This is a genomic window from Halorussus rarus (genome assembly GCF_003369835.1).
GTDB classification, from domain to species: domain Archaea; phylum Halobacteriota; class Halobacteria; order Halobacteriales; family Haladaptataceae; genus Halorussus; species Halorussus rarus.
The window spans coordinates 314,918-336,428 of record NZ_QPMJ01000001.1 but is presented as its reverse complement, the minus strand read 5'-3'; the positions used below and the strand labels follow the sequence as shown (position 1 = coordinate 336,428).

The 21,511-nt window shown below is 70.2% G+C and carries 25 protein-coding genes; 12 read left to right on the top strand and 13 right to left on the bottom strand.

Annotated elements, in window-relative coordinates:
• Nucleotides 1-3: 3 nt before the first annotated feature.
• The gene (gene trpC / locus DVR07_RS01745) at nt 4-807 is read right to left on the bottom strand and encodes an indole-3-glycerol phosphate synthase (protein ID WP_115796275.1); all 804 of its coding nucleotides are present in this window, start codon (nt 805-807) and stop codon (nt 4-6) included.
• Nucleotides 808-983: 176 nt separating this feature from the next.
• Between trpC and DVR07_RS01740 the strand changes: the two genes are divergently transcribed.
• The gene (locus DVR07_RS01740; protein WP_394338813.1) at nt 984-1,466 is read left to right on the top strand and encodes an MGMT family protein; all 483 of its coding nucleotides are present in this window, start codon (nt 984-986) and stop codon (nt 1,464-1,466) included.
• A 195-nt stretch (nt 1,467-1,661) separates the two neighbouring features.
• On the opposite strand, the gene DVR07_RS01735 is transcribed toward DVR07_RS01740, so the two are convergent.
• The 6 genes from DVR07_RS01735 to DVR07_RS01710 form a co-directional block, all read right to left on the bottom strand.
• On the bottom strand, nt 1,662-2,099 hold the full coding sequence (locus tag DVR07_RS01735; protein ID WP_115795057.1) for a transcription elongation factor Spt5: 438 nt from the start codon (nt 2,097-2,099) through the stop codon (nt 1,662-1,664).
• 10 nt (nt 2,100-2,109) lie between these two features.
• Nucleotides 2,110-2,277: a protein translocase SEC61 complex subunit gamma gene (locus DVR07_RS01730; protein ID WP_115795056.1), complete on the bottom strand. Its 168-nt coding sequence runs from the start codon at nt 2,275-2,277 to the stop codon at nt 2,110-2,112.
• Nucleotides 2,278-2,447: 170 nt separating this feature from the next.
• Nucleotides 2,448-3,593 (bottom strand): cell division protein FtsZ, encoded by a 1,146-nt coding sequence (gene ftsZ, locus DVR07_RS01725; protein WP_115795055.1) that lies wholly within the window; start codon nt 3,591-3,593, stop codon nt 2,448-2,450.
• 96 nt (nt 3,594-3,689) lie between these two features.
• Entirely contained in the window at nt 3,690-5,093 is a 1,404-nt protein-coding gene (locus tag DVR07_RS01720) for a D-aminoacyl-tRNA deacylase (RefSeq protein ID WP_115795054.1), read from the bottom strand.
• A 110-nt stretch (nt 5,094-5,203) separates the two neighbouring features.
• Nucleotides 5,204-6,547, bottom strand: coding sequence for a sodium:calcium antiporter (locus tag DVR07_RS01715; RefSeq protein WP_115795053.1), 1,344 nt, complete (start codon nt 6,545-6,547; stop codon nt 5,204-5,206).
• Nucleotides 6,548-6,624: 77 nt separating this feature from the next.
• A complete protein-coding gene (locus DVR07_RS01710) occupies nt 6,625-7,602 on the bottom strand; it encodes a calcium/sodium antiporter (protein ID WP_115795052.1) in 978 nt (325 codons plus the stop codon).
• A gap of 139 nt (nt 7,603-7,741) precedes the next feature.
• On the opposite strand from DVR07_RS01710, the gene DVR07_RS01705 reads away from it, so the two are divergent.
• The 4 genes from DVR07_RS01705 to DVR07_RS01690 all read left to right on the top strand — a co-directional run bounded on the left by DVR07_RS01705 (nt 7,742) and on the right by DVR07_RS01690 (nt 11,064).
• Nucleotides 7,742-8,578, top strand: a complete 837-nt coding sequence (locus DVR07_RS01705; RefSeq protein ID WP_115795051.1) for a shikimate dehydrogenase — start codon at nt 7,742-7,744, stop codon at nt 8,576-8,578.
• A 27-nt stretch (nt 8,579-8,605) separates the two neighbouring features.
• Entirely contained in the window at nt 8,606-9,406 is an 801-nt protein-coding gene (locus DVR07_RS01700; protein WP_115795050.1) for a helix-hairpin-helix domain-containing protein, read from the top strand.
• A 188-nt stretch (nt 9,407-9,594) separates the two neighbouring features.
• On the top strand, nt 9,595-10,542 hold the full coding sequence (locus DVR07_RS01695) for an aminotransferase class IV (RefSeq protein WP_115795049.1): 948 nt from the start codon (nt 9,595-9,597) through the stop codon (nt 10,540-10,542).
• Between the two features lie 108 nt (nt 10,543-10,650).
• Entirely contained in the window at nt 10,651-11,064 is a 414-nt protein-coding gene (locus DVR07_RS01690; RefSeq protein WP_115795048.1) for a Rieske (2Fe-2S) protein, read from the top strand.
• Between the two features lie 221 nt (nt 11,065-11,285).
• Here the strand turns inward: DVR07_RS01690 and DVR07_RS01685 are convergent, their stop codons facing one another.
• The gene (locus tag DVR07_RS01685; RefSeq protein WP_115796274.1) at nt 11,286-11,576 is read right to left on the bottom strand and encodes a transcriptional regulator; all 291 of its coding nucleotides are present in this window, start codon (nt 11,574-11,576) and stop codon (nt 11,286-11,288) included.
• Nucleotides 11,577-11,628: 52 nt separating this feature from the next.
• On the opposite strand from DVR07_RS01685, the gene DVR07_RS01680 reads away from it, so the two are divergent.
• From DVR07_RS01680 to DVR07_RS01670, 3 genes are all read left to right on the top strand, one after another.
• Complete coding sequence (locus DVR07_RS01680; RefSeq protein WP_162829399.1) at nt 11,629-13,287, top strand: bacterio-opsin activator domain-containing protein; 1,659 nt, start codon at nt 11,629-11,631, stop codon at nt 13,285-13,287.
• A gap of 59 nt (nt 13,288-13,346) precedes the next feature.
• Nucleotides 13,347-13,745, top strand: coding sequence for a DUF7344 domain-containing protein (locus DVR07_RS01675; RefSeq protein WP_205254470.1), 399 nt, complete (start codon nt 13,347-13,349; stop codon nt 13,743-13,745).
• 193 nt (nt 13,746-13,938) lie between these two features.
• Nucleotides 13,939-14,907, top strand: coding sequence for a sugar phosphate nucleotidyltransferase (locus DVR07_RS01670; protein ID WP_115795046.1), 969 nt, complete (start codon nt 13,939-13,941; stop codon nt 14,905-14,907).
• 211 nt (nt 14,908-15,118) lie between these two features.
• Here DVR07_RS01670 and DVR07_RS01665 read toward each other — a convergent pair whose 3' ends face one another.
• The 4 genes from DVR07_RS01665 to DVR07_RS01650 form a co-directional block, all read right to left on the bottom strand.
• A complete protein-coding gene (locus DVR07_RS01665; RefSeq protein WP_115795045.1) occupies nt 15,119-15,688 on the bottom strand; it encodes a hypothetical protein in 570 nt (189 codons plus the stop codon).
• 81 nt (nt 15,689-15,769) lie between these two features.
• Nucleotides 15,770-16,528 (bottom strand): diphthine--ammonia ligase, encoded by a 759-nt coding sequence (locus tag DVR07_RS01660; protein WP_115795044.1) that lies wholly within the window; start codon nt 16,526-16,528, stop codon nt 15,770-15,772.
• A 70-nt stretch (nt 16,529-16,598) separates the two neighbouring features.
• A complete protein-coding gene (locus DVR07_RS01655) occupies nt 16,599-17,756 on the bottom strand; it encodes a DUF373 family protein (protein WP_115795043.1) in 1,158 nt (385 codons plus the stop codon).
• A gap of 120 nt (nt 17,757-17,876) precedes the next feature.
• A complete protein-coding gene (locus DVR07_RS01650) occupies nt 17,877-18,599 on the bottom strand; it encodes a CehA/McbA family metallohydrolase (protein WP_115795042.1) in 723 nt (240 codons plus the stop codon).
• Nucleotides 18,600-18,663: 64 nt separating this feature from the next.
• Here DVR07_RS01650 and DVR07_RS01645 point away from each other — a divergent pair, with 64 nt between their 5' ends.
• From DVR07_RS01645 to DVR07_RS01630, 4 genes are all read left to right on the top strand, one after another.
• Entirely contained in the window at nt 18,664-19,104 is a 441-nt protein-coding gene (locus tag DVR07_RS01645; RefSeq protein ID WP_115795041.1) for a hypothetical protein, read from the top strand.
• 99 nt (nt 19,105-19,203) lie between these two features.
• Nucleotides 19,204-19,563 carry a DUF7344 domain-containing protein gene (locus DVR07_RS01640; protein WP_115796273.1) on the top strand — a complete coding sequence of 120 codons (360 nt, stop codon included), beginning with the start codon at nt 19,204-19,206 and terminating at the stop codon, nt 19,561-19,563.
• 190 nt (nt 19,564-19,753) lie between these two features.
• Nucleotides 19,754-20,242: an Lrp/AsnC family transcriptional regulator gene (locus DVR07_RS01635; protein WP_115795040.1), complete on the top strand. Its 489-nt coding sequence runs from the start codon at nt 19,754-19,756 to the stop codon at nt 20,240-20,242.
• 80 nt (nt 20,243-20,322) lie between these two features.
• Nucleotides 20,323-20,583, top strand: coding sequence for a HalOD1 output domain-containing protein (locus tag DVR07_RS01630; protein ID WP_115795039.1), 261 nt, complete (start codon nt 20,323-20,325; stop codon nt 20,581-20,583).
• Nucleotides 20,584-20,602: 19 nt separating this feature from the next.
• Here DVR07_RS01630 and DVR07_RS01625 read toward each other — a convergent pair whose 3' ends face one another.
• Nucleotides 20,603-21,454: an endonuclease III domain-containing protein gene (locus DVR07_RS01625; protein WP_115795038.1), complete on the bottom strand. Its 852-nt coding sequence runs from the start codon at nt 21,452-21,454 to the stop codon at nt 20,603-20,605.
• Nucleotides 21,455-21,511: the final 57 nt, after the last annotated feature.

The window sequence follows — 21,511 nt, the reverse complement described above, 5'->3', positions numbered from 1 at the left end:
TCGTCATGCCTGTGTCAGCCTCCGCGTGTTCTCCGTCACGTTCTCGAGGGGCGAGGTCCCTCGACTTCCGGACTGTGACTCCGGAACGCCGTCCATTATCGCGCTCCCGACCAGCAGGCCGTCGGCGCCCGCCTCGCGCATCCGGCGGACGTCGGCGGGCGTGCCGACGCCGCTCTCGGCGATCAGGGTCGCGTCGTCGGGCGCTTCGGGCGCGACGCCCTCGAACGTTTCGAGGTCCACCTCCAGCCGGGCCAGGTCGCGGTTGTTCACGCCGACGAGGTCGGCGCCGGCCTCGACCGCGCGCGACAGCTCCGCGGCGTCGTGGACCTCGACCAGCGGCTGGAACCCCCGTTCCTTCGCGGCCGCCACCAGTTCGGTGAGGTCGTCGCCCACGAACCGGGCGATGAGCAGGACGACGTCGGCTTCCACGGTGTCGAGCTGGGCCTCCCGGACCAGGAAGTCCTTCCGGAGCACCGGGACGTCGACGGCCTCGCGGACCCGGCGGAGGTCCTCGGGCGACCCGCCGAAGTGGTCGGGCTCGGTCAGCACCGACAGGGCGGCCGCGCCGCCCTCGACCATCGCCTCGGCCAGTTCGACCGGGTCGGCGTCGCGTGTCCCCTCGGTCGTCGGGCTCGTCGGCTTCACCTCCGCGATGACGGGGACCCGCCCGTCGTTCTCGGCCCGCGAGAGGGCCGCGGGCAGCGACCGCGCCTCGACCGAGACCGGCCCGCCGTCGGGGGCGCCTCGGTTCTCCGCCGACTCCAGGATGGCGGCGACCGCGGGCGCGAGTTCCTCGCTGTCGTTCATCATTGTGCATCAACGGACGGAATTGTACATAAGACTTGCGCCCCGGCGCGCCGGCCCGCGGAATCTTGAAGTTCGGACCGCTCCAACCGGCGGGCATGAACGACAGTGGCGACGACGCCGGCGCGGGCGACGCCGAGGACGGAAACACCGACGGCCCCGGTGGCGTCGCGACCGACATCGGCGACGTTACGGGCGGGGACGGCGTCACCGGCATCTTCGCGCGCGAGTCGCCGTACCTCGAGCGCTACGTCCAGCTGGGCGTCGCCAGCGGCCGGGTCCTCAGCGTCTCGTTCCCGGAGGTCCCCGACGAGGAGGCCGCCGAGGACCACGACCTGCTCGACCGCATCTTCGACTACCTCGGCGGGGTCGAGGAGGACGACTTCTCGGACGTGGAGGTCGCGCTCACGGTGCCGACCGACCAGCGCCGCGTGCTCGAGCGCGTCCGAAAGATCCCCTACGGCGACCAGATCGACGTCGAGACGCTGGCCCGGATGACGAGCGAGATCGACCACACCGACGAGGACGACCTGAACGTGGTCCGGACCGCGCTCGACCAGAACCCCGCGCCGCTGCTGATTCCGGACCACCGGGTCCGCGACGGGCCGAGCGCCGCGCCGCCGAGCGTCGAGCAGAAGTTGCGGTCGCTGGAAGGTCTGTAAGACCACCTTTTTCCGCCTCGGGTGTCCTCGCTCACTCCGTTCGCTGCGGGCACCGCTCGGCGTCATCAGAACGCGGAGCGTTCTGATTGGCTCACGAGACGCAAAGCATCTCGTGAACGCAAAAATCTGGACCAAAAATCCCGACCGCGTCAGCGGTCGGCGAAACGCCTCACTTCGTTCGGCGTACAGTCGCGGTTACCGCTCTTCGGAGTCCAGCACTCGGATCTGGTCCCCGCGGACCGTCACCGGAATCGGAACGGTCGCCTCGTACAGTTCGACCGTCACCTGGTCCTTGCCCTCGTCGATGCGCTGGACCTGGGCCTTCTCGCCCTTGAACGGGCCGGCGATGAGCTCGACGATGTCGCCCTCCGCGATGCCCTCGACGTCGGGCGTGGGCGACAGGAAGTGCTCGACCTCCGAGATGTCGCTCTTGCCCGGCACCATGCTGCGGGCGTGGGGGATCTCCTCGAGGACGCGGTTGATGACCGCGTCGTTGTCGGCCTCCACCATCACGTAGCTCGTCAGCGAGTCGGGCGCGAGCGCGGCGTGGATCTCGGGCTCCTCCCGGTTGATGATCATGTCCGCGACGGTGCGCTCCTGGCTCGCGGTCGTCTTGACTGCGTACATTCCCATATCAGGTCACCTACGCTGGGAGGAAACTCATGACGGCGAAGATGATAAAACCGAGGAGTCCCACCAGGATGATCCCGGCGCCGGCGATCTTCGAGATCTTCGAGAACTCCTCCCACGAGGGCGTGCTGGCGAGCTTGAGTACTCGCACGTACGACGAGAGGTCTAGCTTGACGTCCATGTTATCGGGGCTTGGAGACGCCCCTTTTTCTATCTATTGCTCTGGTTCGGGCGGCGCGGCGCCGAACGCAACGGCTCGCGGAACTGCGAGCGGTGGAGAGCGGGGCAGGGCGGGCCGGGCAGGACTCGGCCGGGTCGAAACCGGGCGCGCGGTGGGCGGACCGTGCGGGGCTACTCCACGTAGTCGATGTCCTGGAGCCGCTTGTTGGCCTTGGCCTGCTGGGCCTCGTTCCGGCCGTAGATCTGCGGGGACTCGACGCCGGTGACGACGATCATCGTGCGCATCTCGCCGTCGAGCTCCTCGTCGATGGAGGTACCCCAGATGATGCGGGCGTCGGGGTCGATGCGGTCGTAGATCTCCTCGACCACGCCCTCGGCCTCCTCGATGGACATGTCGTTGCCGCCGGTGACGTTGACCAGCGCGGAGTTGGCGCCCGAGATGTCGACGTCGAGCAGCGGCGAGCGCATCGCCGACTTCACCGAGTCCTGGGCCTTCGAGTCCGAGTCGCTCTCGCCGAGGCCGATCATGGCGACGCCGCCCTTCTCCATGACGGTCCGGACGTCGGCGAAGTCCAGATTCACGAGGCCGGGCTTGGTGATGAGCTCGGTGATGCCCTTGACCGACCGCATCAGCACCTCGTCGGCGACCTTGAACGCCTGGCGGACCGGCAGCTTGCCGACCGAGTCGAGCAGGCGGTCGTTCGGCACGACGATGACGGTGTCGCTGACGTCCCGGAGCCGCTCCAGACCCGCCTCGGCGTTGGTCCGGCGGACCTCGCCCTCGGCGGTGAACGGCGTCGTCACGATGGAGATGGTGAGCGCGCCCGACTCCCGGGCGGCCTTCGCGACCACCGGGGCCGAGCCGGTGCCGGTGCCGCCGCCGAGGCCGGCGGTGACGAACACCATGTCCGAACCCTGGATGGCGTCGTAGATCTCGTCCTGGCTCTCGAGGGCGGCCTCCTCGCCGACCTGGGGGAGCGAGCCGGCGCCCCGGCCCTGGGTCTTCTGCTCGCCCATCAGGATCTTTGTGTCGGCCTCGATCTCCACGAGGTGCTGTACGTCGGTGTTGGCGGCCACGAGCTTCGCGCCGTGGATGCCCTCCTCGGCCATCCGGTTGACGGTGTTGCCGCCGGCGCCGCCGCAGCCGACCACGGTGATGTCGGTCTGGAGGTCCTGGAGGACGTCCTTGAGTTCCTCGTCGGTCATCGTCCCCGACGCGTTCGCGGCCTGCGCCTTCGCCCCGGCCCCCGAACTGCGCTGTCGGGAGTCCTGTCCCCCCTCGGCTTCCTCGATGGCGTCTTCGACTAGCGAGTCCATGCTGAAGTTGGCTTGAGAACGGAGCATAATTATCTTTCCCCTCTCTGTCGGACGAATGTCTGACGCTCGGTGACATATCCCGGGGTTCGCCCGGAATCAGACCGAGAACCTGCGCGTGCGTTCGGTGCGGACCGCCTCGGGGTCGATCTCCTCGCCGTCTACGTCGACCGGCTCGCCTGCCGACAGTTTTCCGAACGCCGGTCCCTCCGGAACGCCGAGTTTCCGGGCCTTCTCCGGGTCGAAGCCGGTCTCGCGCGCGACGACCGCGCCGTCCTCGCGCGCGACCGAGTCGTACTTCTCCCGGAGCACCGCGACCAGCCCGTCGACCAGCGCCTCGCGGTCGGCCGGTTCCCCGACCGCCGCCCGGCCCGCGGCCCGGGTCCCGCTCTGCTCGGTCTCGAACGCGAGCGCCGCGCTCGCGACCGCCTCGCGCGCGGCGTCGGCGTCGATCCCCTGGGCCTCCGCGAGCAGGTCCGCGGGGAGGTCGACCACCTCGTAGTCGCTCCCGGAGCCATCGGCACCGGTCTGCGCCGCACCGTCGCGAGCGCGGTCGCCGAACCGCAGCCCCTCGTCGACCGTCGAGAGGTCGTCCTCGAGCGACTCGACCAGGGCGAGTGGGACGCCGGTGGTCTCCCGGAGCCAGGTCTCGCTCACGACCTCGTAGCCCAGGTCGGCGACGACCGACGCCAGGTCGGGCCGGTCGCCCTCCACCACCGCGCGCTCGGCCCGGCTCGCCTCGAAGGCGGCCCGGACCACATCGCGGTTGTTCTCGGGGGACCCCATCGCGTCGAGCGCCCAGTCGGCGCCGACGTGGCCGACCGCCCAGTCGGTCTCGCGCTCGACGCGCTCGAACCGGGGGACGTAGTGGCCGCCGCCGAAGCCGACGACCTGGCGGTCGCGGTGGGGGTCGACGCCCGCCAGATCGAGCACGGCCGCCGCCACGGCCCGCGCGCCGGCGGGGTCCGACCACTGGGGCTCGTCGCTGCCGAGTTCCACGAACATCGAGGGGACGCCCACCGACGAGGGGCCGTGGTGGGTGCACTCCGCGCCGACCTCGTAGTCGTCTGGCGCGTGCTCGTCGAACGCCGAAAGCAGGCGAGCGTGGGCGTTCGGGCAGGCCGCCGCGAGGCCGCCGTCGACCCCGCCGAACTCGGCCGGGCCGAAGTTGCCGGTGAAGTGGGCCGTCAGCAGCGGGCCGGTGTTGCCCGAGTGCCGGGAGACGAACACGAGCAGGTCCGGGTCGCGTGAGTCGGCGTTCGAGTCTGGAGCGCCCGAATCGGTGCCGTCCGTCCCGCCGAAGGCCGCGGCCGCGTCCTCGAGTTCGAGGTGGAGGTCGTCGAACTCCCGGAGCTCGAACCCCTCGCGGCGGTAGTACCGGCCGCCGCCCGCCCCGTCGGGTCGGGCGTCGTCCTCGCGAGTCTCCCAGTCGGCGAGGTCGAGCAGGTGCTCGCCGATGCGTTCGGACGCCGAGTCGGCCCTGCTGACGACGATGGCGATCACGGGCGTCAGTAGGACCCGGGAGCGCGAAAAGCGCGTCGGAAGCGAGTCCCGGCCAGCGGCGAGTCCGCGTCGGAACCGGGTCGGCGTCGGAGCGGAGGGAAGTCCGCGAGTCAGTCGGCGTGCTCCGGGCGGCTCGGCTGCCCGTTGATGGCCTCGCGGGCGGTGGTCACTGTCTTGCCGAACAGGTACCGGAGTTCGCCCCGCCGCAGGTAGAACAGCGCAGCGCCGAGGACGAGGTAGAGGACGGTGTAGCCGTGGAGGACGAGGATGCTCAGGTCGTTGGCCTGGGCCTCGGGCAGCGTCCGGATGAAGTAGAACTCGATGGCGATCTGGCTCACGAACAGGACGAGGAGCGTGACCGCCTCGCGGACGCTGATCTCGAAGTTCGTCAGGATGCCGATGGCGAAGAAGCTCTGGGCGGCCGTGATCCAGATCTCGGCGGTCTGCTTCTCGTCGAACGGCAGGGTGCCGATCTGGCTCGCGGCGATGGAGTAGACGACCGCCAGCGTGCCGATGAGCAGGGTCCACTGGTTGAGCTTCGAGGAGATGAGCGCGTTGAATCCGGCGGTCGACCGCGCCTTGTTGACGAGGTAGGCGACCACGATGAGCTCGGGCGACTCGGAGGCCAGCGGCGCGATCCACTGGATCATGAAGAACGGCGGGATGCCGAGGCTTGTGCCGAGGTGCTCGAGGCCGTGGGCGAACGGGTGGACCGCCGTGTAGATCATCACCCCCGAGTAGCCGAACATGAGCAGGACCGAGGCGATCCGCGGTCCCTTCGAGAGCGACTGGAAGTACGCCGGCACGCCGACCTGCTCGTCGGTCTCCTCGACCTCGCCCCGGATGATGATGGCGATGTAGGTGAAGTAGAGACCGACCAGCACGACGGTGTCGGTGATGCCGATGCCGTTACCCAGCGGGACGAAGAAGGCGTACGCCGTGGCGGCGAGCAGGAAGGTGATCTCGGTGGCGATGTCGCGGTCGAGTTCGACGTTGCTCGCCAGGAAGCCCGACTCCGTCCGGACCGCGGGGTCGGCGGAGTTACCCGTCCGGTAGACCGTGAACAGCGCGATGGCCGACCAGCCCAGACCGATGAGGATGCGGTTCGCGCCGGTCATGTTCGCCACGGCGAGGTTGGCGGCCTCCGTGCCGGCCTCGGTGCCGGCGTTCGCGCCGGCGGTCCACGCGTAGAGGGCGTCGACAGCGTACTCGGGGGCGACCGCGAGGACCGCGAGGACCGCGAGCGCGAACGCCCTGGGCACGTCCTCCTCGGCGGTCTCGGCGGCCCACGCGAGCATGAACGAGGCCCCGAGGACCGCGACGCCGGTCACCGCGACCGTCTGGAGGTCGCCCAGCGGGGCGGTGGCGCCGGTCGCCCAGACGTAGACCCAAGGGAGCGTGAGCGCCGTCGTCGCGCCGACTGCGGACAGCGGATGGCGTAACCGACCTAACATTCTGGCCCGAAGTAACCCAGCGCGAAAAGTAGGTCTTGCGTTCTGGGGGCGCAGAGGCCGTCGCGATTCCGTCCCGGTCAGGGCAGCAGCAGGTAGACGAAGCCGGCGTAGCTGCCGACGAGCGCCATCCCGCTCCACCGCGAGAGGTTTCGTCCGTAGGCCATCAGCGCCATCGCGCCGACCGTGAAGCCGATCACCATCGGGAAGTGGAACGTCTGGACGGTGGGCCGCACCGACAGGGGATTGACCAGCGCGAGCAGACCGATGACCGCCAGGACGTTGTAGATGTTCGACCCGACGACGTTCCCGACGCTGAACGCGGCCTCGTCGCGGATCGAGCTCACGAGCGACGTCGCCAGTTCGGGCAGCGAGGTGCCGAACGCGATGATGGTGACGCCGATGAAGAGGTCGCCGAAGCCGAACGACCGCAGAATGGCGGTCCCGCCCTGCACGAGGCCGACCGACCCGCCGAGCAGGCAGACGCCCGCGCCGACGAGCAGCCCTATCTCGCGGAGGCTCGCCGACCCGGAGTCGTCCTCGACCTGCATCTCCTCGGGGATGACGTCCCCGTCGGCGTTCCGCGAGCTGTACAGCATGTAGCCGGTGAACACCGCCAGGAGCACGAGCATAGCCCCGCCGTCGAGTGGGCCCAGCGTCCCATCGCTCCCGAGGACCACCAGCAGCACGGCCGCCGCCAGCATGAACGGGCCGTGGCGCCACAGCAGCTTCGAGTCGACCGCCAGCGGCTGGACCAGCGCCGAGGCGCCGAGCACGAGGCCGATGTTCGCGATGTTCGACCCGATGATGTTGCCCAGGCCGATGTCGTCGGAGATGCCGATGCCCCCGATGACGCTCACGAACAGTTCCGGAGCGGTCGTCGAGAACGCGACGATGGTGACCCCGACCGTCGCGGGCGCGACGCCGTAGCCGATGGCCAGCGACGACGCGCTGGAGACCAGAAGCTCCGCGCCCAGGTACAGCAGCAGGATGCCGCCGACGAGGTAGAGCGCGTCGACCGAGACGAGCGCCCCGCCCAGTGTCTGGAGTAGTGTCATGCGTCTCTACTGGGCTTCCTCCCGGAGTACCGGCATAAAAACTTGGATAGTTATTGATTGTGAGAACCGGTTGCACGGCTCTCGCCGCCAGATCGCACCGACCCCAGTAGTTAACCCGGCCGCCCGCCATCCGGCCACCATGGACGTGTTCGGACTCCTCGGGAACCCCGTGGGCCACTCGCTCTCGCCGCCGATGCACGAGGCCGCGTACGACGCGCTCGGGACGGACGCCCGGTACGTCACCTTCGAACCCGACCCCGACGATCTCGGGGCCGCCGTCGAGGGGGCCCGTGCGCTCGGCATCGCGGGGCTCAACGTCACGATTCCCTTCAAGCAGGACGCCCTCGCGCTGGTCGAACCGGACGACCTCGCGGCCCGCATCGGCGCGGTCAACACCCTCGACTTCTCGGACGCCGACGACGAGACGCCGCCGACCGGCCACAACACCGACGCCGCGGGCGTGCGCCGGGCGTTCGCCCACCACGACGTGACGCTGGCCGACCGGGACGCCGTGGTGGTGGGCGCCGGCGGGGCGGCCCGGGCGACCGCATTCGCGCTGGTCGACGCGGGCGCCGACGTCCACGTGGCCAACCGGACCGTCGAACGCGCCGAGCGGCTCGCCGCCGACGTCGACCGCGAGACGCCGGCCGGGGCGGCGGGAGTCGCCGCGGGCGGCCTCGACTCGCTGGAAGCGAAGGTCCCGGAAGCCGACGTGCTGGTCAACGCCACCAGCGTCGGGATGGAGGAGGACCGCTCGCCGGTGCCGGTCGATGCGCTCCACGCCGACCTCGCGGTGCTCGACGCGGTGTATCGACCGCTCGACACGCGCCTGCTGCGCGAGGCCCGCGAGGTCGGGGCGACGACCGTGGACGGGGCGTGGATGCTGCTGTACCAGGGCGTCGAAGCGTTCGAGATCTGGACAGGTCGGGCGGCCCCCGTGGACGCGATGAACGCGGCGCTTCGGGCACGGCTTTAAGTACCGCCGCCGTCTACTGTCGAGCAAATGGGACTGCTCACGAAGCTGAAGTCGTTGCTTGGACTCGAGGACGACCGCTCGCGGATGCGTCGGAGCGAGTCCGGCGTCACCATCGAGCGCGAGCCCGACGAGTCGGTCGAACCGGACGCGGAAGCCGAGAGCGCCGTCAAGGGCGTCGACGCCGACGCCGAGGAGTCCACCGGTGCGGAGTCGGACGCCGAGGCCACTCAGGAGGAAGACGGAGTGGCCGGAATCGAGGAGGCCGAGGCGACCGACGCGGAACCGGCCGAGACGGAAGGCGAGCCAGAAGTCGACGCCGAATCCGAAGCGACCACCGACGTTGACGAGAGCGGTGCGACCGACGAGTCCGAACCGGCTGACGAGGTCGACGCGACCGAAGAGCCCGAAGGGACGGACGAGGACGAATCCGAGGACGCCGAGGCCAGCGTCGACACCGACGCCGTGACGACGGCGCCCGAGGGCCAGGGCGCCGAGACCGAGGTCGACGAGGCCGCCGAACCCTCGGAGGCGGTCGGACCCTCGACCGACGCGGCCGAGCCCGACCAGTCGGCGGGCGACGAGCCCGAGCCGACGCCCGAGGACACCGAGGGCGAGGAGCCCGACGCGGCCGACGGGGAACCGGTCGGCGAGGGCGAGCCGCTCGAGGACGTCAAGGGCATCGGCCCGGCCTACGCCGAGCGGCTCCGCGACGCGGGCGTCGCCGACGTGACCGAGCTCGCGAAGGCCGACGCCGAGCAGCTCGCCGAGGAGACCGGCCTCTCGGACAAGCGCATCCAGGGCTGGATCGACCGGGCGCAGGCGCGGTAACTCGGCCCCGCGACCCGGGCGTATCGACCGCGGAGTCCGGGCTCGCGTCGGCTGGCCTTCGCCGGCGCCGCCCGCGACCCCCGCGAGACGACCGCCGTCGTTTCTTTCGGAACCTCTCGACTACCGCGAGTATTGCGAGCTGCGGCCGACCCCACCAACACAAGCCCCCGGCCCGCCTACCCCGACGCATGTACTACCACGTCGACGGCGACCTCGTCCCCGCCGAGGAGGCGACCGTCAGCGTCCGCGACCGCGGGTTCATGTACGGCGACGCCGCCTTCGAGACGCTCCGGGCCTACGGCGGTCGTCCCTTCGAGTGGGCGGCCCACGCCGAGCGACTCGACCGGACCTGCGAGGCGCTCGGGCTCGACCACGGCCTGTCGGACGTCGACCTCCGGGAGCGCATCCGGGAGACGCTGGACGCGAACGAGTTCGAGGACGCCTACGTCAAGCTCTCGGTCTCGCGGGGCGCCCAGCCCGGCAAGCTCGCGCCCGGGCCGGTCGAGGACCCCACGGTCGTCGTCTACGTCGCGGAGCTCCCGCGGGGCGGGTCGGCCGACCGCGGCGGCGAACCGGTGTGGGACGGGCCGGCGACCGCCGCGGTGGTCGAGACCCGCCGGGTCCCCGACGCCGCGCTTCCAGCGCACGCGAAGACCCACAATTACCTGAACGGGATTCTCGCCCGGCTCGAACTCGGCGACGGAGACGGCGAGTCCCCCGACGGGACGACCGACGAGCGGGACGCGCCCGACGAGGCCCTCATGCTCGACGCGGACGGCAACCTCGCGGAGGGCGCGACGAGCAACCTGTTCTTCGTCCGAGACGGGACGCTACACACGCCGAGCCTCGACGGGCCGGTGCTGCCGGGCATCACGCGCCGGGTCGTGCTCGACCTGGCCGAGCGGGAGGAGATTCCGACCGCGGAGGCCGCCTACGCGCCCGCCGACCTCCGGGACGCCGACGAGGCGTTCCTGACCAACTCGACGTGGGAGGTCCGGCCGCTCGCCGCGGTCGAGGGGCGGGACGGCGAGCGAACCGCGCTCGGTCGGGGGCCGATTACCGACGCGCTGACCGACGCCTTCGACGCCCGGGTCGAGCGCGAGCACTACGCCGACGACCGCGAGCGCGCAGAGTGAATCCGGGCCCGAGCCGGAACCGAGTTCGTTCTCGTGAGGGGCCGAGCCGCAGAGACCGGGGACCGCGATGCGAAGGCTCAAAACCCCGCACTCGCTACTGGCGGGGTGATGGACGAGGACAGCCGCATCGCCGACGTCTCCGAGGTCCCCGCCGACTCCACGCTGCTGTTCACGGTCCGGGACGGCTTCGACGAGCGCGAGGCCGTCCTGACCCGGACCGCGGCGGGCGAGGTGACAGCCTTCGAGAACTACTGCCAGCACTGGACCGACGTCCGCCTCGACAAGGGCAGCGGGGCGAGCAAGCGCGACGGCGAACTGGTCTGCGGCAAGCACGGCGCGCTCTTCGAGGACGACTCGGGCGCCTGCACCTACGGCCCCTGCGAGGGCGCGGTGCTCGAATCCGTCGAGGTGACCGTGGAAGACGGCGCGGTGTACCTCGCGGACGACGGCTACGAGTTCGTGGAGGTGGGTTCGTCGATGGAGTACGACCTCTCGTCGGACCGGTCGCTGGGTTTCGATTGACGACCTTTTACTGCGGGCGGCGCCTGAACGCGCCGCCCTTGTAAAAGCTCGACCAAAACCACTGCGCTCCTCCCGCCGCTCGCTTCGCTCGCTCTGGTCGTCGCTTGGGCCGCTCGCTCGGGCTCCGCCCTCGCTCGCGGTAGAGCTATCTGGTACTCAAAGCACCGCAAACCGCGACAGCGAACCGTATTTGCCGAAGCAAACCGCAGTCGGTACGGCGGCTACGCGATTCTGAACTCGGGGTCCTCGACCGACTCGCTCTTGCACTCCGGGCACCGCGAGGGGCGGTTCGCCGGGTCGTCGAAGTCGCTGAAGCCGCAGTCCCGACACTCCGGCGGGGCGACGAGCAGCTCCTCGTCGTTGGCGGACAGCGACTGGGCGACGTGGCGGACGTGGTCGATGGCTGCTCCGGCCGTCACGTCGAATTCGGTGGCCAGCGCGCTCGGCGAGGCGGTCGTCTCGCGGAGGTGGGCGGCGATGCGCTCGCGGGTGGTCTCGTCGGCCTCGCGCATGTCCATCCGTCGCCACCGGGCGACTATAACCCTTTCCCGCGGGCGTAATTTTATGTCCTCGGCGCGACTGGTTTCGACCGAACCGGGAATGGGCGACACCGACGACCATCCGGGCGAGTACGCCCGACTGCTGGAGGCCATCGTCGAGAGCCACACCGACGCGCTCATCGTGAAGGACCTGGAGGGACGGTACCGGTTCGCCAACGCGGCGGCCGCGGACTTCCTGGGGTGCGACCCGGCCGACGTGGTCGGGAAGACGGACGCGGAGTTCTTCGACGAGGAGAGCGCCCGGAGCCTCCGCGAGCGGGAGCTGCGGGTGCTCGACCGCGAGACCGCGGGGACGTTCGAGGAGCGACTCCCCACCGACGACTCCGAGCGCGTGTTCCAGACGACGTGCTCGCCCTACTACGACGCCGACGGCAGGCTCGCCGGAACGGTGTTGATCTACCGGGACGTGACCGCCCGGCGGGTCCGCGAGCGAATCCTCGAGAGCCAGCGCGACGAGCTGGCCACGCTCGACCGCATCAACGAGGTGGTCCACGAGGTCATCCGGACGCTCATCGGCGAGCCGACCCGCGAGGAGATCGAGCGGACGGTCTGCGACCGGCTCGTGGAGTCGGAGCTCTACCACGTCGCGTGGGTCGCCGAACCGGTGCCCGCGACCGGCGGGGTGACCGGCGTCGTCGGCGCGGGACTCGACGACGAGGTCCGCGACCTCATCGCCGACGTCGACGTCCGCGAGGACAGCGACGAGCCGTTCCTGCGGGCCTACTACTCGGGCCAGCACCAGATCGTCCAGGACATCCCGGACGCCGACGCCATCGACGAACGGCTCCGGGCGGAGGTCGTCGACCGCGGGACGCGGTCGGCCATCGCGGTCCCGATCCGCTACGGCAACACGACCTACGGCGTGCTCACGGTCGGGTCGACCCGGCTCTCGGCGTTCAGCGAGCGCGAGGCCGACGCGTTCGACGTGCTGGGCGAGGTCATCGGCTTCGCCATCGGCGCGGTCAAGCACCGTCGACTCGCGCTCTCGGACACGGTCGTCGAGGTCGAGCTCCGGGTGACCGACGCCGACTCGTTCTTCGTCGCGCTCGCCGACGAGCTGGACTGCCGGGTCCGACTCGACGGCATGACCGCCGGCCCCGAGGGGAGCCTGCTGTTCTACGACGCGGTCAGCGGCGCGGATCCCGACGCGGTGCTGGCGTTCGCGGCGGAGTGGGAGACGGTCGAGGACGCCCGCGTGGTCAGCGACGGCGGCGAGGAGACGCTGTTCGAGTTCACGGTGTCGGGGTCGTCGCTCGTGCTGACCCTCTCGGAGTACGGCGCCAACACGACCGAGGCGGTGTCGGAGGCCGGCGAGGCCCGCGTCGTGGCCGAACTCCCGGCCGACGTCGACGTGCGGGGCGTGGTCGAGCGCGTCCGGGCCGAGTTCCCCGGCCTCGAACTGGCCGCCAAGCGCGAGACCGAGCGCGACCTCCAGACGGCCCGCGAGTTCCGGCGCGACCTCGACGACCGGCTCACCGAGGCCCAGCGGACCGCGCTCCGGGCGTCGTTCTTCGCGGGCTACTACGAGTGGCCCCGGGACAGCACCGCCGAGGAGGTCGCCGACTCGCTCGGCGTCTCGTCGCCGACGTTCCACCAGCACATCCGGAAGGCCCAGCGGGAACTGCTCGGGGCGTTCTTCGACCGCGACGGCGACCGACCCTAGGTGTTTAGGTCCATCGTTCTTTGTAGTCCGGAAGAAAGCAATGGTCGGCGCGCCGCAACATGAGCAACGAACACGCAGAAACGGGAGGAGAGGGGACAGCGACGGACGGTCGACCGGCCGTTCCGAGCGAACGACCGACGGCGACGGACCTCGATTCGCTCTTCGAGGTCCTCGCCGACGGACATCGTCGCCGCGTCCTCGACTACCTCGACGACACCGACGACGGCGTCGCGTCGTTCTCGGACCTCGTCGAGCACGTCGCCGACCGCGAGGGCGAGGGAACGCCGGCCGACCGCGACCGGATAGCGGTGAACCTCCACCACAACCACCTGCCGAAACTCGAGTCGGCGGGCGTCCTGGAGTACGACCCGCGGAGCGAGACGGTCCGGTACCGCGGGGGCCCGATCGTCGGCGAGTGGGTCGAACTCGCGCTGGCCCACGAGTCCGACGACCGGTAACGTCCGTCGTCGCGATGGCCGTCCGCCGTCGGCCGGCGAGTGGAGCCCAGCGACGCTCGACGGCCAGACCGGAGGACGCGACCAGGCGGGAGAACGCCCGGACGCGGGCGACGGAGTGGCTTCGAGGACCGTCGCGTCGTGTCCGACCGCGGAAATGAAAAAGGACTTACCGCGTGGGGACGACCGTGTTCGCATGAAAGCCGTCGTTCTTGCGGGTGGGTACGCGACGCGGCTCTGGCCGATCACGAAGCACCGACCGAAGATGTTTCTACCGGTCGGCGACTCGACCGTCATCGACCAGATATTCGCCGAGCTGGAGGCCGACGACCGCATCGACGAGGTGTACGTCTCGACGAACGAGCGGTTCGCCGACGACTTCGAGGCCCACATCGAGGACAGCGAGTTCGACAAGCCCCGGCTCACCGTCGAGGACACGACCGAGGAGGACGAGAAGTTCGGCGTCGTGGGCGCGCTGGCCCAGCTGTTCGACCGCGAGGACATCGCCGACGACACCCTCGTCATCGCCGGCGACAACCTCATCAGCTTCGGGGTCAGCGACTTCGTCGACTTCTTCGAGGCCAGGGAGTCGCCGACGCTGGCCGCCTACGACGTCGGCTCCCGCGAGCGCGCGCGGTCCTACGGGCTGGTCGAACTCGACGGCGACGAGGTCGTCGACTTCCAGGAGAAGCCCGACGACCCCAAGAGCACGCTGGTCTCCATCGCGTGCTACGCGTTCACCGCCGACAACATCCCGCTGTTCGACGAGTACCTCGAGAGCGGGAACAACCCCGACGAGCCGGGCTGGTTCGTCCAGTGGCTCCAGGGCCGCGACTCGGTGTACGCCTACACCTTCGACGAGGCGTGGTTCGACATCGGCACGCCCGAGAGCTACCTCGAGGCGGTCGGCTGGAAGCTCGACGGCGAGAACCAGATCGCCGACTCCGCGACCGTCGAGAACACCACGGTCGGCGAGAACGTCCACGTCATGCGGGGCGCGGAGGTCGTCAACTCCAGCGTGAACAACTCCATCGTCTTCCCGAACGCGACCATCGTGGACTGCGACATCCGCGACTCCATCATCGACGAGAAGACCCACGTCGAGAACATGGACCTCGCGGGCGCGCTTATCGGCGCGCACACCCAGATTCTGAACGGCGACTAACCACGGCCTTTTCCAGCGGTCGGCGCATGAACGCGCCTCCCTTGCAAAAGCTCGACCAAAAACACCGTCAGAGCGAAGCTCTGACGAGCCTGCGTTCACTCCGCTCACGCAGACACGGCGGTCGTCCCGTTGGTCCTCCCTTGGTCCGCTCGCGCACTTCGTTCGCTCGCGGTACAGTCGCTGGGACTCGCTCTACAAACGCGGTCTGCAACTACTCCCTGACGCCCAGGTACGCCTCCTGCCCCTCGAACTCGCCGCCGCGGAGCAGGTGGAGGACGTGAGCGACCGCCCGGTGGTTCCCGTCGGCGACGTAGGCCGGGTCCTCGCCCTCCTCGACGACGACGAGCCGACCCACGTCGCCGCCCTCGGCCAGGTCGTCGGCGAACTCGACCACCTCCAGGAGGTCCTTCGGCGCCTCCTCGTCCAGTCGCTCGAGGTCGTCGGCCTCGTGGACGCGCCGGGCGACGGACTCGATGCGGTTGTCGTCGGTGAGCGCCCGCCAGTCCTCGTCGTGGGGGCCGACGACCACCCGGAGGTTCCGCAACTCCGCCGCCGAGAGGTCGACCCGGTACCAGTCTGCGACCTCCGAGCCGAAGATTCGCTCGGCGATATCGTTGCGGTCGAGCAGTTCCTGCCGGAGCGCGGGTTCGGTTCCCAGCGCGTCGGGGTCGAGGTCGCCGCCGGCCGCGTCGACCTCCTCGCCCAGCCAGTAGCGCATCACCTGTTCCGGCGAGACGGGGTCGAGTTCCTCGCCCCTCCGGATGCGGTCTTCGAGGACCATCGCCGTGTGACGTTCGGCCGCCGACGAGTAGAAGCGTTTCGGCGGTCCCCGGGCGAGCGTTCCCGCGTAGTAACTCTCGCGCTACGACTCCAACCGAGCGTCCGTAATCCGGAGGGTTCCGCGCGTCCCGTCCCACTCGGTCTCGTACTCCAGTTCGATGGGCCGCTCCATGTGGGGCCCGTCGGTCACCAGCGTCTCGAACTCCCCGCCCTCGCCCAGGATGTGGACCCCGTGGCGCTCGTTGAGTTCCTCCAGGTCCGCGAGTGCCTCCCGGTCCAGCCGCCGCCCGAGCCACGACTCGTCGAGGCCGTAGGCCGCGACCCGGATGACGGTGATCTCGAAGCCCGCGTCGAGCATCGCGTCGGCGAGTTCGCGCGGGTCCTCCTGCCAGAGCGGCGCGAACACCTCGGCGTCGAGGCGGTCGGCCATCGCCTCGATGCGGGAGGTCTGGTACTCGCTCTCGACCGCGCCCGCGGTCACGCCCGCGAGGCCGCCCGGGAGGTCGGCCGCGAGGTCCCGGAGCGCGGCTTCGAGCGGGCGGAGTTCGGCGTCGCCCTGCGCGCCCGACTCGGCCGCAGCCTCGGCCTCGAAGTCGTCGGGTTCGACCTCCACGAGCGGGACGCCGACGCTCTCGGCGGCGAGCGAGGCGAGCCGGGTCGCCGGCACGTGGTACATGTAGGAGTCGCCCTCGGGGTGGACCGTGACGAGTCGCGAGACGTCGAGTCCCGCCTCCAGTGCGCGGTACAGCGCCCACGAGGAGTCCTTGCCGCCCGAGAAGAGGCTGACCCACGACCCGTCGTTCGCGGCGGGGTCGTCGGTCGACGACGAATCTTCGGTCATGGCGGTGTGTCGGCGGCGGGCGGATTTAGGTGCGGCGAATCGGGCGGCCGTCGCGAGGAGGAGGCCGGAATTACTCCGGCAGCTCCTCCTCGTCGAACTCCTCGCCGAGCGCGGTGCCGGTGAAGTACGACGAGAGCTGAACGCCGAGCAGGCTCACCACGACGCCCGCGACGACGAACAGCGCCATCCTGGTCCCCGGGAAGAGGACGATGCGCTCGACCGAGAGGCTCCCGAGGTCCATCTGGGGGACGACCATCGGGGCGACGTACCCCTCGCGCTGGAGGAAGTACGCCGAGAACCCCCGGACCACCAGCCCGACCGCCATGACGCCGAACGGGAGGTTGAGGTAGGAGTTGCGCACCCGGTCGTTCCGGATGACCTCGTCGAGCAGCCGGCCGGTCGAGGCCGCCAGCGCCGCCGCGGCCAGCCAGGGCACGCTGGCGAACGCGAACGCCATCGCCGGCATGAGGACGCCCTGGGTGGGCGCCGAGGGATCCGAGATGCGGAGCGCGCCGGCGAACAGGCCGATGAGCGAGAGCCCCGCCGCGACGACGTAGGTGACGATGGAGACCCGCCCGGAGTAGAGGGCGTCCCGGACGTCGGCGGGCAGGTCGGCCACGTACTCGTCGACGCCCAGCCCCTTGTAGAGGACGAACAGGCCGATGACGGCGGTGATGGCCGCGACCGCGGTCGCCGGCCCCGCCACCATCAGCAGGACCGGGAACGCCAGCAGCGCGACCCCGATGGGGACGAGGATGGTCTGGCGCAGTTCCTCGTCGGCGAGGAACTGCTTGAGCAGGTAGTAGGTCGACTCGATGTCGCGGGCCTGCCGGACGACGACCCGGTCGACCGCGTCGACCTGTACCCGGCTCTCGATGATGGGGACGAGCCGCTCGTCCTGGGCGCTGTCGATGACGACGACCGCCGAGTCGGGGGCGGTCTCGGCGATGAGGTCGTCCATCTGCTCGGCGACCGCGCGGTCCCGGCCGACCATCGTCTCGGCGGCGCCGGAGATGACCGCCACGGTCACCTCCTCGTCGCCGTCGCGCAGGTCGCGGGCCACGCGCAGGGATTCGAGAAGACAGTTGACGCTGGAGTCCTCGGGGTCGGCGAGGCCGACGTCGGTCACGAGCGACCGGACGGCCTCCCACCCCGCGACCGGGGTCTCGAGACCCGTCTTGGTCCCGATGTCGTCGTTCCGGTCGACGCACACAACCAGCGTACTCATGTCGCGTGGCTGAATCCAGACGTTCGCGCCTTAAAAACCCCATTGCTTGCGCCCACACCGGCCGGAATCGACGGACGAGGAGTAGCGAATCGGTAGCGGCGGGCAGTTTCGGAGCGGATCTCAGAACCGGGCCAGGCTCGACATGCTGGCGGCGACGCCGTGGCCGACCTTCCGGCCGGCGCCGAGCGCGTAGTGGCGGGCGCTCCGGGGCAGCGGCTGGCGGCGGCCGTGGATCTCGGCGTTGCCCTCCGCGAGCGCCTCGACGATGCGCTCGCGGTCGAGTTCGGCCTTCGAGGAGACGCCCTGGACGGTGAGCTCGGTGTACGCCCGACCGAGGTACTTCGCCGAGTGGGCGTCGCTGGCCGCGACCCCGGGGTAGTCGTTGCGGGCCGCGAACTGGCGCGCCCGGCGGTTCCGGTAGCCCGTGAAGATCCAGGCGTTGTACACCTCGATGGCGTCGCAGTCGGTGATGTGGCCCTTCCGGACGCCGTGGCGGGTCCGCTGGAACGGGTGGGGCACGACCGCGGCGCCGCCGGCGTCGCGGACCTCGGCGACCGTCTCGTCGAGGGGTCGGTGGGGGTCGGGGCGCTCCTCGACGCCGATGGCGAGCAGGTGGCCGGCCGCGGTCGAAACCTCGACGCCCGGAATCCCCACCAGCCCGTACTCCGGCGCGAGCTCGGCCGCCCGGAGCGACTCGACGATGGCGTCGTGGTCGGTCACCACGATGCCGTCGAGCCCGATGTCGCTGGCCTGGGCCAGCAGGAGCTCGACCGGCTCGTGGCCGTCGTAGGACCCTTCGGAGTGGACGTGCGGGTCGATAGCTATCGTTACCTCTGGGGCCATCTATTCCCCGTACTGCCCGAAACGCCAAAAGTCCCGCCATCGAAGAGCCGGCGGAGACGAGACGATGGAGCGGAAGGTCACCCTCGAGGCCGAGGAGTGGTACGTCCTCGCCAACTGGCTCCGCGAGCGGGAGAACCGGCTCCAGTACGCGCTCCGGTCCCGGTCCCGGGAGTGGGCGTTCGTCCACGACCTCCGGCTGGACATCGAGCGCCAGCGGGGCGAAGCGAGTGGGTCCGCCGGGTCGTCGCCCGAACTCGGGAGGACGGACGGGCCGGGTGTGGCCGCGGGCGCCGAGACCCGCGGGACGACCCGGACGGTGACGCTCACCGACCGGCAGGTGGCGTACCTCGCGTCGTTCCTCCGGAAGCGGGCGCGGCGGTTGCTCCTCCGACCGTGGCGCGACCGGGAGCGCCGGGACGTCCGCCACCTCCGGGACCACCTGCTCGCCGCGGCCGAGGGGGCCGAGCGGGCGGACCGGGGAACCGGGATTCAAAGGGAGGAATAATTTTATAAGGTGTGCCTGAGGGGAGTGAACCGTACTCTGCCGAAGTAGCGCCGTGAGACGAGTCGTGCAGTGCCGCGTAAGCCGAGTATGGAGCTCAGTATGAACACTGAAACGCGAGATTCCATCACCCAGGGTACAGACGCAACCGACCTTTCGCCGACCGCCATCTTCGGGCTGCTCGCCGACGCCCGCCGACGCCGCGCGCTCCGGTACCTCTCCCGGACCGTCGGCGCGACCGACCTCGACGACCTCGCGGCCGAACTCGCCCTGCGGGAGGGCGAGGCGTCCGCGAGCCGCCGCGACCGGATCCGCGCGAGCCTGTTCCACGTCCACCTCCCGAAGCTCCGCGACGCCGGCGTCGTCCGGTACGACGCCGAGCGCGGGACCGTCGAGCGACGGAGCCGACGCGACCAGCTCGAACCGTACCTGTCGCTCGCGGCGGCCGACGAGGCACGGTGACCGCCCGATAGCCCGACCTCCCGCGAGCAGCCCCGCCGCGGAGCGGCCGACTCCGCCGCGGTCGTCGCTCGGTCGAACCGGCGACCGCCCCGACCGAATCCGGTCGGCTCGGGCGAACGTCCGGTGACGGTCCGCCCGCACCGGCGATCGTCGCGGAAAGTTTCTACTGGGTGTGCCGGGTACGGACTGTATGGCGTTCGACGAACTCGACAGCGTGGACAAGGGCATCCTCTTTCTGCTCCAGCGGAACGCCCGGACCCACACGACCGCCGAGATCGGCGAGCAGGTCGGCGTCTCGTCGAGCACGGTCGGCAACCGCATCAGCAGGCTCGAGGAGCGGGGCGTCATCACCGGGTACTACCCGACGGTCGACTACGACCGGGCCGGACTGGGCCACCACCTCCTCGTCGTGGCGACCGTCCCCTTCGAGGAGCAGGAGTCCCTCGTGGACGAGATCATGGAGGTCTCGGGCGTCGTGAGCGTGCGGGAGCTCCTGACCAGCACCGAGAACGTCTCGATAGAGCTGGTGGGGTACGACAAGCAGGGGATAGAGCAGAGCCTCGCGCGTCTGAACGACCTCGGCATCGACGTCGAGCGGATGGAGATGGTGCGGTCCGAGCGGACCCGGCCCTACAACCACTTCGGCGAACAGTTCACAAGCGAAGACGGATCTGGATGATTGCCAGCGGCCTTTAAGAGGCCCTGTGATATATACACTACCCAACAAATTCAAGGGGCGGAGCGAACTATTGCGGCCCAATGAGCAACGTCCAGACCGCGACAGTGGGGGACCGAAGCGTGTGCCAGTCGGTCATCGAAGCCGTCGCCGAGACCGAGGGGGTCGAGCCCGAGGAGTTGGACCCCCTGTACGAGGCGGTCGACCCGGACGCGCTGGAGGAACTGTTCGCCCCCACGTCGACCGCCGCCAGGATGGAGGGGAAGGTGGTGTTCACGTACTACGGGTACGAGGTCACCGTCTGCGGTGACGGGTTCGTCTCGGTCGAGCCGGACGAGACGTAACCTCCCCGACTGCCCGGGTCTATTCCGTGTCCGGGACTGCTTCGGCGGGGTCGACCACGGACCCAGAGTCGGGATCGACGCCGACCCTGTCGCAGAGGTCGTAGAGGGGACACGCTTCGGGACCGTCGAGACACGCCGGCTTTCGAGCGGTGCAGTACTCCCGGCCGAACTGTATCGTCGCGGTGTGGCCGAAGCCGCACTTCTCCGCCGGCACCTCCCGCTCCAGGACGGCCCGGACCCCCTCGTGGTCGGCGTCGGCGGGTGCGACGCCGAGCCGACGGTAGATGCGGTGGACGTGGGTGTCGACGGGGAAGACGCCCGGCCGCCCGCCGGCGAACAGCAGCACGCAGTCGGCGGTCTTGGGGCCGACCCCGTCCATGTCGAGCAGGGCCGCCCGCACCTCGCCGGGATTGCCCTCGCGGACGAAGTCGTCGAAGGCGGCCGCGGAGCCCCACTCCTCGAGGACGAGTCCGGCGATGTCGATCAGTCGGGCCGACTTCTGGTTGTAGAGCCCCGCCGACCGGATGGCGTCGGCGAGTTCTGGCTGGTCGGCGTCGGCCAGCGCGGCCGCGAGGTCCCCGTCCCCTTCGGACGCGGCCCCGTCGCCGTCGGCTGAACTGCCGTACCGCTCGATCAGCGCGTCGTGGGCGGGCTGGCTCGCCACGTCGCTGGTGTTCTGGCTCAGGACGGTCCGGACCAGACACTCGAAGGCGTCCCGGCCGCCGTAGGTCTTCTGCCAGTAGCGTTCGCCCAGTCGGTCCACCACGGCCTCCGCGCGGGTCTCGGGCTCCCCGGCGGCGAACTCCGCGAACGAGCTCGCGGCCGGTTCGCCCCCGCTGATGTTCTCCGCGGGTTCGGGGTCGTCTGCCATGTCGGACACTCGTGGCGGAGCGGGATTAAAACGGTCGCTCCGGTTCGCCCGGAGGCG

Excerpts from the sequence above, each read along its gene's own strand:
- DVR07_RS01660 (WP_115795044.1), bottom strand. The coding sequence starts at position 16,528 with ATGACCGAAGATTCGTCGTCGACCGACGACCCCGCCGCGAACGACGGG.
- trpC (WP_115796275.1), bottom strand. The coding sequence starts at position 807 with ATGAACGACAGCGAGGAACTCGCGCCCGCGGTCGCCGCCATCCTGGAG.
- DVR07_RS01730 (WP_115795056.1), bottom strand. The coding sequence starts at position 2,277 with ATGGACGTCAAGCTAGACCTCTCGTCGTACGTGCGAGTACTCAAGCTC.
- DVR07_RS01700 (WP_115795050.1), top strand. The coding sequence starts at position 8,606 with ATGGGACTGCTCACGAAGCTGAAGTCGTTGCTTGGACTCGAGGACGAC.
- DVR07_RS01645 (WP_115795041.1), top strand. The coding sequence starts at position 18,664 with ATGGAGCGGAAGGTCACCCTCGAGGCCGAGGAGTGGTACGTCCTCGCC.
- DVR07_RS01680 (WP_162829399.1), top strand. The coding sequence starts at position 11,629 with ATGTCCTCGGCGCGACTGGTTTCGACCGAACCGGGAATGGGCGACACC.
- DVR07_RS01625 (WP_115795038.1), bottom strand. The coding sequence starts at position 21,454 with ATGGCAGACGACCCCGAACCCGCGGAGAACATCAGCGGGGGCGAACCG.
- DVR07_RS01690 (WP_115795048.1), top strand. The coding sequence starts at position 10,651 with ATGGACGAGGACAGCCGCATCGCCGACGTCTCCGAGGTCCCCGCCGAC.
- DVR07_RS01705 (WP_115795051.1), top strand. The coding sequence starts at position 7,742 with ATGGACGTGTTCGGACTCCTCGGGAACCCCGTGGGCCACTCGCTCTCG.
- DVR07_RS01650 (WP_115795042.1), bottom strand. The coding sequence starts at position 18,599 with ATGGCCCCAGAGGTAACGATAGCTATCGACCCGCACGTCCACTCCGAA.
- DVR07_RS01665 (WP_115795045.1), bottom strand. The coding sequence starts at position 15,688 with ATGGTCCTCGAAGACCGCATCCGGAGGGGCGAGGAACTCGACCCCGTC.
- DVR07_RS01640 (WP_115796273.1), top strand. The coding sequence starts at position 19,204 with ATGAACACTGAAACGCGAGATTCCATCACCCAGGGTACAGACGCAACC.
- DVR07_RS01685 (WP_115796274.1), bottom strand. The coding sequence starts at position 11,576 with ATGCGCGAGGCCGACGAGACCACCCGCGAGCGCATCGCCGCCCACCTC.
- DVR07_RS01675 (WP_205254470.1), top strand. The coding sequence starts at position 13,347 with ATGAGCAACGAACACGCAGAAACGGGAGGAGAGGGGACAGCGACGGAC.
- DVR07_RS01635 (WP_115795040.1), top strand. The coding sequence starts at position 19,754 with ATGGCGTTCGACGAACTCGACAGCGTGGACAAGGGCATCCTCTTTCTG.
- DVR07_RS01735 (WP_115795057.1), bottom strand. The coding sequence starts at position 2,099 with ATGGGAATGTACGCAGTCAAGACGACCGCGAGCCAGGAGCGCACCGTC.
- DVR07_RS01630 (WP_115795039.1), top strand. The coding sequence starts at position 20,323 with ATGAGCAACGTCCAGACCGCGACAGTGGGGGACCGAAGCGTGTGCCAG.
- DVR07_RS01695 (WP_115795049.1), top strand. The coding sequence starts at position 9,595 with ATGTACTACCACGTCGACGGCGACCTCGTCCCCGCCGAGGAGGCGACC.
- ftsZ (WP_115795055.1), bottom strand. The coding sequence starts at position 3,593 with ATGGACTCGCTAGTCGAAGACGCCATCGAGGAAGCCGAGGGGGGACAG.
- DVR07_RS01715 (WP_115795053.1), bottom strand. The coding sequence starts at position 6,547 with ATGTTAGGTCGGTTACGCCATCCGCTGTCCGCAGTCGGCGCGACGACG.
- DVR07_RS01670 (WP_115795046.1), top strand. The coding sequence starts at position 13,939 with ATGAAAGCCGTCGTTCTTGCGGGTGGGTACGCGACGCGGCTCTGGCCG.
- DVR07_RS01710 (WP_115795052.1), bottom strand. The coding sequence starts at position 7,602 with ATGACACTACTCCAGACACTGGGCGGGGCGCTCGTCTCGGTCGACGCG.
- DVR07_RS01655 (WP_115795043.1), bottom strand. The coding sequence starts at position 17,756 with ATGAGTACGCTGGTTGTGTGCGTCGACCGGAACGACGACATCGGGACC.